The 12029-nt window shown below is 64.0% G+C and carries 12 protein-coding genes and 1 tRNA gene; 8 read left to right on the top strand and 5 right to left on the bottom strand.

The genetic code is table 11. From position 1 onward, the window contains the following. The first annotated feature begins 94 nt into the window (after positions 1 to 94). Genes AVMA1855_RS09290 through AVMA1855_RS09275 form a run of 4 tightly spaced genes read left to right on the top strand, consistent with a single transcriptional unit; the run spans position 95 to position 3349 of the window. On the top strand, positions 95 to 1267 hold the full coding sequence (locus AVMA1855_RS09290; protein WP_284425484.1) for a sedoheptulose 7-phosphate cyclase: 1173 nt from the start codon (positions 95 to 97) through the stop codon (positions 1265 to 1267). Next, entirely contained in the window at positions 1254 to 1688 is a 435-nt protein-coding gene (locus AVMA1855_RS09285; protein WP_284425483.1) for a GlcG/HbpS family heme-binding protein, read from the top strand. The genes AVMA1855_RS09290 and AVMA1855_RS09285 overlap by 14 nt, the downstream gene beginning before the upstream one ends. Continuing rightward, positions 1685 to 2440, top strand: a complete 756-nt coding sequence (locus tag AVMA1855_RS09280) for an SDR family NAD(P)-dependent oxidoreductase (RefSeq protein ID WP_272563830.1) — start codon at positions 1685 to 1687, stop codon at positions 2438 to 2440. The genes AVMA1855_RS09285 and AVMA1855_RS09280 overlap by 4 nt, the downstream gene beginning before the upstream one ends. A 9-nt stretch (positions 2441 to 2449) precedes the next feature. Further along, positions 2450 to 3349, top strand: a complete 900-nt coding sequence (locus AVMA1855_RS09275) for a DMT family transporter (protein ID WP_284425482.1) — start codon at positions 2450 to 2452, stop codon at positions 3347 to 3349. Here the strand turns inward: AVMA1855_RS09275 and AVMA1855_RS09270 are convergent. Next, positions 3346 to 4167, bottom strand: a complete 822-nt coding sequence (locus AVMA1855_RS09270; protein ID WP_284425481.1) for a LysR substrate-binding domain-containing protein — start codon at positions 4165 to 4167, stop codon at positions 3346 to 3348. The genes AVMA1855_RS09275 and AVMA1855_RS09270 overlap by 4 nt on opposite strands. Here AVMA1855_RS09270 and AVMA1855_RS09265 point away from each other — a divergent pair. Further along, positions 4166 to 5134, top strand: a complete 969-nt coding sequence (locus AVMA1855_RS09265) for an ROK family protein (protein WP_284425480.1) — start codon at positions 4166 to 4168, stop codon at positions 5132 to 5134. The genes AVMA1855_RS09270 and AVMA1855_RS09265 overlap by 2 nt on opposite strands. A 1-nt stretch (position 5135) precedes the next feature. Then, positions 5136 to 6053, top strand: coding sequence for a carbohydrate kinase family protein (locus AVMA1855_RS09260; protein ID WP_284425479.1), 918 nt, complete (start codon positions 5136 to 5138; stop codon positions 6051 to 6053). A 94-nt stretch (positions 6054 to 6147) separates the two neighbouring features. Here AVMA1855_RS09260 and AVMA1855_RS09255 read toward each other — a convergent pair. The 3 genes from AVMA1855_RS09255 to AVMA1855_RS09245 all read right to left on the bottom strand — a co-directional run bounded on the left by AVMA1855_RS09255 (position 6148) and on the right by AVMA1855_RS09245 (position 7730). Then, positions 6148 to 6237: transfer RNA gene (locus AVMA1855_RS09255), tRNA-Ser, on the bottom strand. 60 nt (positions 6238 to 6297) lie between these two features. Beyond that, positions 6298 to 7218 carry an SPFH domain-containing protein gene (locus AVMA1855_RS09250; RefSeq protein ID WP_272563823.1) on the bottom strand — a complete coding sequence of 307 codons (921 nt, stop codon included), beginning with the start codon at positions 7216 to 7218 and terminating at the stop codon, positions 6298 to 6300. Between the two features lie 86 nt (positions 7219 to 7304). After that, positions 7305 to 7730: an NfeD family protein gene (locus AVMA1855_RS09245; protein WP_284400507.1), complete on the bottom strand. Its 426-nt coding sequence runs from the start codon at positions 7728 to 7730 to the stop codon at positions 7305 to 7307. Between the two features lie 134 nt (positions 7731 to 7864). On the opposite strand from AVMA1855_RS09245, the gene AVMA1855_RS09240 reads away from it, so the two are divergent. Together AVMA1855_RS09240 and AVMA1855_RS09235 are read left to right on the top strand one after the other, a co-directional pair. Beyond that, complete coding sequence (locus AVMA1855_RS09240) at positions 7865 to 10246, top strand: arginine/lysine/ornithine decarboxylase (RefSeq protein ID WP_272563822.1); 2382 nt, start codon at positions 7865 to 7867, stop codon at positions 10244 to 10246. Positions 10247 to 10422: 176 nt separating this feature from the next. Next, entirely contained in the window at positions 10423 to 10983 is a 561-nt protein-coding gene (locus AVMA1855_RS09235) for a fasciclin domain-containing protein (protein ID WP_272563821.1), read from the top strand. 136 nt (positions 10984 to 11119) lie between these two features. Here the strand turns inward: AVMA1855_RS09235 and AVMA1855_RS09230 are convergent, their stop codons facing one another. Beyond that, positions 11120 to 11995 (bottom strand): DNA ligase, encoded by an 876-nt coding sequence (locus AVMA1855_RS09230; protein WP_284425478.1) that lies wholly within the window; start codon positions 11993 to 11995, stop codon positions 11120 to 11122. Between the last annotated feature and the right edge of the window lie 34 nt (positions 11996 to 12029).

The following is a 12029-nucleotide window of genomic DNA, read 5'->3' as shown; positions in this document are numbered from 1 at the left end:
CATCAACCAAGCCGTAGAAAGCTCGCGAAACGTTCAGCAATGCCGACATCGCTTCGCAATACGCTTGGCCCCCTACAAAAAAGGGAGGGCATGGATGAACGATCGGGTGATATGGCCGGCAAGCATGGGAGCGCTGACCCGTTTTGAGGCGCATGGCTGGAGGGTGCATGCGACCCAGGAGGTTTCATATGAAGTGCGCCAGATCGATGGCATCTTCGGTCTCGACTCCCTCGAATTGATCGCCTGCGGCAGGGCCCAGCCTTGTTTGCGCCAAGCCATCGTGATCGATGCACGCGTGGATCAGCTCTACGGCGAAGAAATGCGTGCGTACTATGGTCACCATGGAGTCGAGGTTTCCATCCTGAGTCTTTCCGTTTCGGAAGAAACGAAAGATTTGGATGCGGCCATGACGATCGCCCGCCACCTCGAATCGGCAGGGGTGCTGCGCCGTTCGGAGCCCGTGGTTGCCATCGGAGGTGGCGTGTTGCTCGACCTCGTCGGTTTTGCAGCAGGGCTCTATCGGCGGGGGATTCCTTACGTCAAGGTTCCCACCAACGCCATGGCGCTGTGGGATGCCGCGGTGGGTATCAAGACGGCCGTGAATGCGCTGGATCGTCGCAACCGCCTGGGCTCCTACCACGCGCCCACCGTTGCCCTGCTGGATCGCAGCTTCTTGTCGACGGTGGAGTCCCGCGAACTCTCCAATGGAATGGGAGAGTTGCTCAAACTCGCGGTGATCAAGAGCCCTCGGTTGTTCGACCTGCTGGAGCGGCACTCCGAGATGCTGCTGCTGACCCGCTTCCAGGACGGGATCGTCGCTCCGGAGGTCATCGGTCTGGCGGTGGAGGGCATGCTGGAAGAGTTGGCTCCCAACCTGTGGGAGCTCACGCTGGACCGATGCGTCGATTTCGGACACTCGTTTGCTCCGTTGGTCGAGATGAAGGCGCTGCCCGAATTGCTGCATGGCGAGGCGGTCGCTTTGGATGTGCTGTTTTCTTGCCGCCTGGCGCGGGCGAGAGGGCTCCTCGCAGACCAGGATGTGCGTCGGGTCGTGCGTGTCATGAAATCCATGCAATTGCCTTTGCGGCATCGCTTTTTCGAGCAGCCCGGCCTGCTGCAGGAGGCGCTGGCCGACACGATGCGTCATCGCGATGGCCGGCAGCGACTGCCACTGCCCGACGGGATCGGCGCATGCCGCTTTGTGAATGATGTGGACGCCAATGCCATCCGCATTGCTGCCGAGGAGATGGCGCATGCAGATGCCTGAAACCGGTCTTTCGCGGCTGAGCGCCAGTCAGGCGCAGCAATTGGTGCAGAGCGCGCTGATCACAGGCCTGGACGAAGGCCTGGCCGTCTCGGCGGCGGCGGTGGACAGTTCCGGACACCTTCTGGCGTTTGCCCGTGCGGACGATGCCTTTCTGGGATCGATCGACGCGTCGATTGCGAAGGCGCGAACAGCGGTTTATTTCCGCAGGGACACCGCCGCGATGCAGCAGGCGCTGGAACAGGGCAAGACCGCCTATCTCGCCCTGGCCGACGTCCTGCCCCTGGAAGGCGGCGTTCCGCTGCTGGTGGGAGGAACCTTGGTGGGCGGACTCGGAATCAGCGGTGCCGCATCTGCCCACGATGGAGTGCTGGCCCGGGCCATCGCATCGTTGCTGAACTCGTTGTCAGGTCGGACCACATGAACGCTTTCAAGGACAGGGTGGTGCTGGTCACTGGCGGAGGGACGGGCATCGGGAGGGCGACGGCGCTTGCTTTCGCCAAGCAAGGCGCCCACGTGGCCATCGCCGGCCGCACGGTGTCTTTTTGCGCTGAGACCGCCAAGATGATTCTGGACGCCGGCGGCATCGGCTTCGCGGTGGCCTGCGATGTCGGCAGCGAGAACGACGTGATGAACCTGATGGACGATGTCGAGCGCCGCCTTGGTGTCGTGGACATCGCATTCCTCAATGCGGGCGTTGGAACAGCCTCGGCCATCGTCGACCAAGACATCGACGCGTTTGAAGCGGTCATGCGCACCAATTGCACAGGGCTCATGCTGTGCATGAAACATCTGCTCAGACCGATGTACGAGCGGCGTTCGGGCTGCATCGTCAACAACCTTTCCGTACACGCCCATCGCACGATCCTGGAAGGCACGGGCGCGTACACCGCTTCCAAGCATGCAGCGCTTGCGCTGACGAAGGCTGCCGCAGTCGAGGCGGCGCCTTATGGCGTGCGCGTGAATGCCGTGTCCCCCGGGCCGATTTCCACGGAGATGCTGGCCCGCTCCAGTGCTGTCTCCGGCGGTCTGGAGGGATGGGCCGAGCGGCTGCCCATGAAGCGCGTGGGTGAGCCGAATGACGTGGCGCAAGCCGTGCTTTGGCTCAGCAGTCCCCAGGCCTCTTTTTTGACGGGCGCGGTGGTGCCCGTGGACGGCGGCTTTCTCGCACTTTGATGCCCGAACATGACATGGATTGCTTTGGGCCTGCTGGCCGGGTTGGTGCTGGGAACCTACGACTTTTTGACCAAACTCGCCCTCAAGGAAAAAACGGTCCTGGAGGTGGTGCTGTGGTCGTCCGTTCTCGGCGCGCTGATCTGGGCTCCGTTCTTTTTCCTGCCGGCCGCTTGGGCAGGCACGCTGCAACCCATGGGGTTGTACCCTGCCGCGTTGACCCGGGCCGAGCAGTTGGCCTTGCTGCCCAAATCCGCAATGATGGTCGTCACGTGGATTCTTTCGTACTACTCGGTCAAGTCCTTGCCGTTGTCGATCTCCGCGGGCGTGCGCGCTTCGGGGCCGCTCTGGACGGCGTTGGGTGCCATCGTTTTTCTGTCCGAGCAACTCAACTGGTGGCAATGGATGGGGCTCGCAGTCTCCATGGGGTCCTACTACCTGTTCTCCTTGATCGGGCAAAAAGAGGGCATCCGGTTTCAGCGCAACGGGTGGGTGCTGTGCATGCTCGCGGCCACGTTGCTGTCTTCGGCCAACGCGCTTTACGACAAGCACATTCTGGCAACCCTGCAATTGGACTTGGCCGCCGTCCAGGCGTATTCGGCCATTCAGCGGGGCGGCATGGCGCTGCTGCTATTGCCCTGGGTTATCGGGGCCATGGAATGCCGAAGCCTGTTGTCCCGAAATTGGGCCGTCCCTGCGATTGCTGCCGCGTACATATTGGCCGAGTTCATTTATCTCACGGCCGTGCAGACCGAGGGCGCTCTGATCTCGGTGATATCGGTGCTTCGGCGAACCAATCTCGTCATGGTGTTCGCGTTGAGCGCCCTGTTCTTCGCCGAGCGATTCATTCGGCAAAAAATGCTGGCAATTTCAGGCGTGTTGGTCGGCATCGTGCTGACCATCGTTCATTAGCCATCTTGCACCAATGCGCGGATCCAATGGATCACCGTGCTGCCGTGGCGAGAGATCAGGGCCCGCTCCGATGCGAGCAAGAAATAAGCTTGCTCCGCCGGAATGGCGATGTCGGAAACCCGCACCAGACTGCCGTTTTGAAGAAGGCCTTTCACCAGAGAACGCCGACCCAGTGCGATCCCTTGCAGATTGAGGGCTGCATCCAGCATGAAGCCCGTGTCGGAATAGGTCAGCGTGCGCTGCGCCGGCGAGATCTGTATGCCGGCCTTCTTGAGCCAGGGTTCCCAGGGCTGCCTGCTATGGGACAGGAACACCGCGCGTTTGAACAGGTCCTGGACACTGGGCGCATCGCAATGTTTCAGATAGGCCGGTGCAGCCACTGGAAACCACTCGTCCTCCAGCAGCGGTTCGCAATGGTGGGCCTGGGGCCGTGCTTTGGCGAACCGGATGGCAATGTCTGCCTCTCCCTGATCGACGTCCACCTTGCATGTCGTCGGCGACACCTCGATGGAGACGGCAGGGTGCAGGCGCTGGAATTCGGTGAGCGCTGGAACCAGCCGAAAGCGTGCAAAAGAAGGCAACACGCTGATTCGGATCACGCTGCGCTCCTGCGTGAAGCTGGAGAAGGCCCCTTCCAGCGTGTCCAATGCGTCTTTCATCTGCTGGTGCAAATGCTCGCCTTCGGGGGTCATCGCGACCGAACGGGTCGTCCGTGTGAACAGGCTATTGCCCAGCAGTCGTTCCAGTTCACGAATCCGGTGGCTGACGGAACTGTGGGAAATATTCAGCTCGTCTGCCGCTTTGTTGAAGCTGCGCATGCGTGCCACAGCGTCGAACGCAAGAATCAAATGGATGGGGGGTATCTTTCGCATGGACGCGGATAAGGAAAATTCGAAGGAAAGATTCCATATCGGGATCGATCTGGGCGGGACGAAAATCGAAGGCATCGTACTCGACCATCAATATCGAGAATGCCGGCGAATCCGAATGGAGACCCGGGCCAGCGACGGCTATCTTCCAGTTTTGCAGCGCATTATCGAAATGCATTCCCAACTGGCTGCTGTGGTTTTGGGTGAAGAAGCGACATTGGGAATCTGCACCCCGGGGTCCATTTCGAAAACCACCGGCTTGCTGAAAAATTGCAATGCAACCGAGTTGAACGGCCATCCTCTGCAGGCGGATCTGCGCCAGCGGCTGGGCCGCCCATTCGCCATGGAAAACGATGCCAACTGCTTTGCGATCGCGGAAGCCCGTCAAGGCGCAGGCAGTGAGCACGGCTGCGTGCTCGGGCTAGTGCTCGGCACAGGGGTTGGGGCGGGCATCGTGGTCGATGGGCGCGTGTGGAGCGGGCGCCATGGCATCGCCGGAGAATGGGGCCATATGTCCATCGATCCGGACGGGCCTGCCTGCTATTGCGGCCGCCAAGGATGCGTCGAGCGCTATCTGAGCGGAACTGCGCTGGAGGCCAGCTACCGGCAGTCCACCGGCCAGTCTGCCGATGTCGCCCGCGTCGTTGAAATGGCGCGCCATGGCGATGGCGCAGCCGTCGAATTGCTGGACCGATTTCTCAGCCAATTTGCTGGCGCGGTCGCCAACGTGGTCGCCGTGCTGGACCCGGATGTGATCGTCATCGGCGGTGGGCTTGCCAGCATGGATGAACTGTATGAAGAGGGGGCTCTTCGGCTGCAGCGTATGGTCTTCAACGATGACTTCCACACCCCCGTGCTGCGCAACAGGCTGGGCAATTCAGCGGGTGTGATCGGCGCTGCCATGGTCGGGGTTTGAAGTGCGTGTCCTGACGATTGGCGGTGCCACGCTCGACATCGTGGTTGCAGGGTTGGGCGCGATGCGTGGCCCCGGAGCCAAACACGACGTGGCCAGCGTGCAATGGTCCAGCGGGGGCGGTGCGGTGAACGCTGCGCTGGGATTTGCGGCCTTTCACGCACAGGTCACGGCCTGCTGCGCTGTCGGCGCGGATGTGGAAGGGCGATGGCTGAGCGACACGTTGGACCGGCAAGGCATCGCGGTGGAACGTGTGCAGACCATCCCCGGATGCCCCACGGGAAAGGCCGTGATCCACCTGGACCCGCAGGGCGATGCCACCGTGTTTGCGCAGCGCGGTGCCAGTACCCGGCTGTCGTTGGCGGATGCCTCTGCCATGCTCATGCAAGCCGAGCTTGTCTATGTGTCCGCGTTGGCCGATGCCGCCAACGACGAGCTGAACCACGCGTTGGCGGGCCTGCCGTCCCGGTCTTTCCAACTGGTGGTCAATCCGGGCGCACGTTCACTGCGCCAATCGCCCGACTCCTTGGAACGGTTGCTGCAGGTGGCAGACCTGGTCTGCCTGAACGCGATCGAAGCGCAGTGGCTGGCCGCCCACAGATTTGTGACCTGCGCCACGGAGATGGATGCCCACGAGGCCGTGGCGCTTGCCGCTGCATTGGCACGCCGCCAGGGGCAAGGGGTGCTGGTCACCCTCGGCGCTGGCGGTGCGGTGTTCTTCGATGGGCTGCAGGGCCACCACCACCCTGCAGAGCGCACCACCGTCGTGTCCACACTGGGTGCAGGGGACGCCTATGCGTCGGCGTTTGCCTTCCACTGGTTTTCGGGGCATGGGGCCCGCGCCTCGCTGGAGGCGGCCAACCGCCGTGCGGTGGAAGTGCTTGGCGTCGCGGCTGCGAATCTCGCCACCTTGGTCATGTAGGGCAAAGGGGCGTCAACGCTGCGTTGCGGCACGCAATAAAAAAAGCCACCCGAGGGTGGCTTTTTTGTTCCCGACTTGGAATCAGGACTGTCTTTGGCGGAGAGGGCGGGATTCGAACCCGCGGTGGGGATTAGCCCACACACGCTTTCCAGGCGTGCGACTTAAACCGCTCATCCACCTCTCCGAAGCCCGCGATTGTAGCAGTGGTTTTGGCCTGTTTTTGGAAAAACCGTTGAAGCGCCGTTCAAGGCGCGCGTTGGGTCGTTTGAACCATCTTCATGGCGGAGCCGATCAGGGCGGACACTTCGCTCATGTTGCTGGGCACGATCAGTGTGGTGGTCGCATCCGCGGCCACCTTGCCGTACGCGTCCACGGCGCGCTCGGCCACCTTCAGCTGCACGGCCTGTTCGCCGCCCGGCTGCCGGATGGCCGCGGCGACTCGCTCGATGGCCTGTGCGGTGGCTTCGGCCACGGCCGTGATGGAGGCGGCCTCGCCCTGGGCGTTGTTGATCTGCGCCTGCTTTTCGCCCTCCGACCGCGCGATGAACGCTTCGCGCTCGCCGGTGGCGATGTTGATCTGCTCCTGGCGGCGGCCTTCCGAAGCGGCGATCAGGGCGCGCTTTTCGCGCTCGGCCGTGATCTGCGCCTGCATGGAGCGCAGGATTTCGGCCGGCGGCGTAAGGTCCTTGATTTCGTAGCGCAGCACCTTCACGCCCCAGTTCAACGCGGCCTCGTCGATCGCCTGGACCACCTGGGCGTTGATGATGTCGCGCTCTTCGAAGGTCTTGTCGAGTTCGAGCTTGCCGATCACGCTGCGCAGCGACGTTTGGGCCAGTTGGGTGACGGCCATGATGTAGTTGCTGGAGCCGTAGCTGGCGCGCATGGGGTCGGTCACCTGGAAGTAGAGGATGCCGTCCACCTGCAGCTGGGTGTTGTCGCGCGTGATGCAGACCTGGCTGGGCACGTCGAGCGGTATTTCCTTGAGGCTGTGCTTGTAGGCCACGCGGTCGACGAATGGCACGAGGAAGTTCAGCCCCGGCGTGAGGGTGCCGGCATATTTGCCCAGCCGCTCCTTGACCCAGGCGTTCTGTTGGGGAACCACCTTCACCGAGCGAGCGATGAAGATGCCGGCGATGACGACGATGACGAGGGCAATGATTTCCATGGGGTCCTTTGCGATGGTGAAGATTCGGGTGGGCGCGTTGCCTTGCGTTGCGTTGTGGCGGCGCGTGAGGGGGCAGGAGGCCGGCCTCAGAGCTTGTCGACCAGCAGCCGGTTGCCGATCACTTCCGCCACGCGGTGCATGCCGGAGGAAGGCGCATTGCCGGGGCGCAGGACCACCGTCCATTGGGCGCCGCGGTAACGCACCTGCGCGGTGCCGTCGGAGTTCCAGATCTCCACGTTCACGGACTCGCCCACGTCCATGTTCACATCGCGGTTGCTCGATGCGGGCTGGGCGCCCGGGTTCTTTTTACGGAACACATAGCAGCCCACCACGCCCGCGGAACCGACCGCGGCCGCCGCCAGCAGCTGCGCCGCGACCGAGCCGCCCGCGTGGGCCGCGAGGGCGCCGGCGGCCAGGCCGATGGCCAGCATGAGCAGGTAGAACGTGCCCGTGAACAGCTCCACGGCAACGGCCCCTCCCGCCATCAGCCACCAGAGGGTGGATTGCTCTATCACTGCGCGCTCCTCGTTGTGTTTAGTGCACCACATTCTGGGTCAAAAGACCGGACCGTCAAAGGCGTGACAACGTTATTCCTTACACTTCGCGCCTGTTTCGTTTTTTGGGCCCGCTCGCTCGGAGGCTGCGCATGAAATTCCGCTTTCCCATCGTCATCATCGACGAGGACTATCGTTCCGAAAACACGTCGGGCCTGGGCATCCGCGCGCTGGCGCAGGCCATCGAGTCGGAGGGCTTCGAGGTGCTGGGCGTCACGAGCTACGGCGACCTGTCGCAGTTCGCGCAGCAGCAAAGCCGCGCGAGCGCGTTCATCCTGTCGATCGACGATGAGGAGTTCACCCTCGGCTCGGGCCTGGACCCCATCGTGCTGAGCCTGCGCACCTTCATCGCCGAGGTGCGCCGCAAGAACTCCGACGTGCCGATCTACGTGCATGGCGAGACCAAGACCAGCCGCCACCTGCCCAACGACATCCTGCGGGAGTTGCACGGCTTCATCCACATGTTCGAGGATACGCCGGAGTTCGTGGCCCGCCACATCATCCGCGAAGCCAAGAGCTACCTGGAGAGCGTGCAGCCGCCGTTCTTCAAGGCGCTGCTGGACTATGCCGAAGACGGCTCGTACAGCTGGCACTGCCCCGGCCACTCCGGCGGCGTGGCGTTTCTCAAAAGCCCCGTGGGACAGATGTTCCACCAGTTCTTCGGCGAGAACATGCTGCGCGCCGACGTGTGCAATGCGGTCGAGGAATTGGGCCAGCTGCTGGACCACAACGGCGCCATCGGCGAGAGCGAGCGCAATGCCGCGCGCATCTTCAATGCGGACCACTGCTTCTTCGTGACCAACGGCACCAGCACGTCCAACAAGATGGTGTGGCACCACACGGTGGCGCCCGGCGATGTGGTGGTGGTGGACCGCAACTGCCACAAGTCCATCCTGCACAGCATCATCATGACGGGCGCCATTCCGGTGTTCATGAAGCCCACGCGCAACCACTTCGGCATCATCGGCCCGATCCCCCAGTCGGAGTTCGAGCCCGAGGCGATCCAGGCCAAGATCCGCGCCAATCCGCTGCTCAAGGGCGTGGATGCCAAGGCCGTGAAGCCGCGCGTTCTCACGCTCACGCAATCCACCTACGACGGCGTGCTCTACAACACCGAAACCATCAAGGGCATGCTCGACGGCTACGTGGACAACCTGCATTTCGACGAGGCCTGGCTGCCGCACGCGGCTTTCCACCCGTTCTACGGCAGCTACCACGCGATGGGCAAGAAGCGCGCGCGGCCAAAGCACTCGGTGGTGTATGCCACGCAGTCCATCCACAAGCTGCTGGCCGGCATCAGCCAGGCCAGCCACGTGCTGGTGCAGGACTCGCAGACGGTGAAGCTCGACCGGCCGCTGTTCAACGAGGCGTACCTGATGCACACCTCGACCTCGCCGCAGTACAGCATCATCGCCAGCTGCGACGTGGCCGCCGCGATGATGGAGCCGCCCGGCGGAACGGCGCTGGTGGAGGAAAGCCTCCTCGAAGCCCTGGACTTCCGCCGCGCGATGCGCAAGGTGGAAGAGGAGTTTGGCAAGGACGACTGGTGGTTCAAGGTGTGGGGTCCGGACAAGCTCGTGGACGAGGGCCTGGGCCGCGCCGAGGACTGGGTCATCCGCAGCGACGGCAAGGGCAAGAAGAACCACGCCAGCAAGTGGCACGGCTTCGGCCAGCTGGCCGACGGCTTCAACATGCTGGACCCGATCAAGTCCACCATCGTCACGCCGGGCCTGAACCTGGACGGCAAGTTCGACGAGAACGGCATTCCCGCATCCATCGTGACCAAGTACCTGGCCGAGCACGGCGTGGTGGTGGAGAAGACGGGGCTCTACAGCTTCTTCATCATGTTCACCATCGGCATCACCAAGGGCCGCTGGAACACGCTGCTGACGGCGCTGCAGCAGTTCAAGGACGACTACGAGAAGAACCAGCCGATGTGGCGCATCCTTCCGGAGTTCTGCCAGCAGCACAAGCGCTACGAGCGCATGGGCCTGCGCGATCTGTGCCAGCACGTGCACCAGCTCTATGCCAAGTACGACATCGCGCGCCTGACCACCGAGATGTACCTGTCGGACCTGACGCCGTCGATGAAGCCCAGCGACGCCTATGCGCACATCGCGCACCGCAAGACCGAGCGCGTGGAGATCGATGCGCTGGAAGGCCGCATCACGACCAGCCTGATCACGCCGTACCCGCCCGGCATTCCGCTGCTCATTCCGGGCGAGGTCTTCAACAAGAAGATCGTGGACTACCTCAAGTTCTCGCGCGAGTTCTCCAAGCTGTGCCCGGGCTTCGAGACCGACATCCACGGCCTGGTGGAAATCGAGGACGACAACGGCAACGTGCGCTACTACGCCGATTGCGTGGCCGCCGCGCCGCAGCCGCCGTCCGCGCGCAAGAGTCGCAAGAACGCGCCCGCCGCCGAGGACATCGTGCAGGTGGGCAGCGACGGACCGTTCGGCCGCAAGGTCTGATCGCTGCGCGAGGCCGTGGGCCTTGACCCTGAAAGCCCGGCGGTGCGAAAGCGCCTCCGGGCTTTTTGTATGGGAATGTCACGGGTCTGAATCCAGGCGGCGTCCTGCCCCGTATCAGTGTTCAGCCGCGCGAATCTTCGGGCGGCATTCCACCCACTGACCCAACGGAGATATCCATGACCTTTCGCCTGAATGCCCGCCTGACCGCCGCCAGCCTCACGCTCGCCCTGTCTGCCGCCGCGATGCCCGCCTTCGCGCAAGTGACCGTCGGTGGCGCGCCGATGTATCCGACCAAGGACATCATCGACAACGCGGTGAACTCCAAGGACCACACCACGCTGGTCGCCGCCGTGAAGGCCGCAGGCCTGGTGGACACGCTCAAGGGCCCCGGTCCGTTCACGGTGTTCGCTCCCACCAACGCCGCCTTCGCAGCACTGCCTGCCGGCACGGTGGACACGCTGCTCAAGCCCGAGAACAAGGCCACGCTGACCAAGGTGCTGACCTACCACGTGGTGGCGGGCAAGGTCGATGCGGCCGCGCTGTCCAAGATGATTGCCGACGGCAAGGGCTCGGCCAGCCTGAAGACCGTGGCCGGCGGCACGCTGACGGCCAAGGCCAGCGGCTCCTCGATTGCGCTGACGGATGAAAAGGGCGGCACGTCCAAGGTGACCATCGCCGACGTGTACCAGTCCAACGGCGTGATCCACGTCGTGGACAAGGTGCTGCTGCCCAAGTAAGGCTGCCAGGCCGTTCGCATCGCTGGCCCTCGTATGGCCGCCAGCCGTTGCGGGTCAGACCTCGATGCAACGAAGCCGCACGGCACCCGGGGAGGGCGCCTTGCGGCTTTTTCGTGGGAGCCCGGCCCCGGTCCCGCTAGGGCGCAGCGGCGTGCATGTCTTCGCGCACGCGAAGGAAGCTGGCGAAGCGCGGCAGGCCGCCCTCGTGCGTGCCGCGAAAGCGGTAGGTCACCCAGCTGCCCAGGGGCGGCGGATGCGCCCGGTCCGCATCGGTGAAGCCGGCGCCCAGCCGAAAGCGCTGGCCGCTGGGCATCTCCACCAGCAAGGCGCCCATGCGGCCGCGATGCCGGCCTTTGCCGGGCACATAGCCCACGACCCGCGCCTCGGTGTCTTCATGGGTCTTGAGCTTGATGAGATCGTCGCTGCGGCCGGCCTGGTAGAGCGACGCCCCACGGTGCAGCATCAACCCTTCGCCCCCGTCGCGCACCGTGCGGTGCAGCAGGGCCTGCAACCGGGCATCGGTGGCGATGCGCTGCTGGGGCACGGCCTGCACCCAGGGCTGGCCGATGCCGGCCACGGCGGCCTTCAATGCCGGCAGGCGCTCGTCGAACGGGCCGCCCTGCGCGGGCAGGTCGAACACCATGAACTGCAGGTGGCGCCAAGCCGCATCGTCGGGCCGCTGCTGCCGCACGGTGGACTGCGCCTGGGCGAAGCGGCCCCGGCCGGCCCACAGCTCGCCATCCATCGGAATCGCGGGCCAGCCCTGCGTGAACCAGGCAGGCGCATTCACCCGCTCGCCACCGCGCGTGTGCAGCTGCTGGCCGTCCCAGTAGCCGCGCACCCCGTCGTACTTTTCGCTCACCCAGTAGTCCGCCAGCGGCAGCCCGGCGCGGTAGACGTTGGCCAGCAGCAGGGGCGGCGGCGAGGCGGGCGATACCGGCGCTGGGGGTTGCGCCCAGGCCGGCAGCGCGCCGCAGACCAGCAGGACGGTGATGGCGATGCGGCGAAGCATGGGACTATTTTGCTATTGTTTTAATAGCGGTATG

The sequence above is a fragment of the Acidovorax sp. SUPP1855 genome (assembly GCF_030158955.1).
In the GTDB taxonomy this organism is placed as follows: Bacteria; Pseudomonadota; Gammaproteobacteria; order Burkholderiales; family Burkholderiaceae_C; genus Paracidovorax.
Note: the sequence above shows the minus strand (reverse complement) of the source record. Positions and strands in the feature narration are given on the sequence as shown.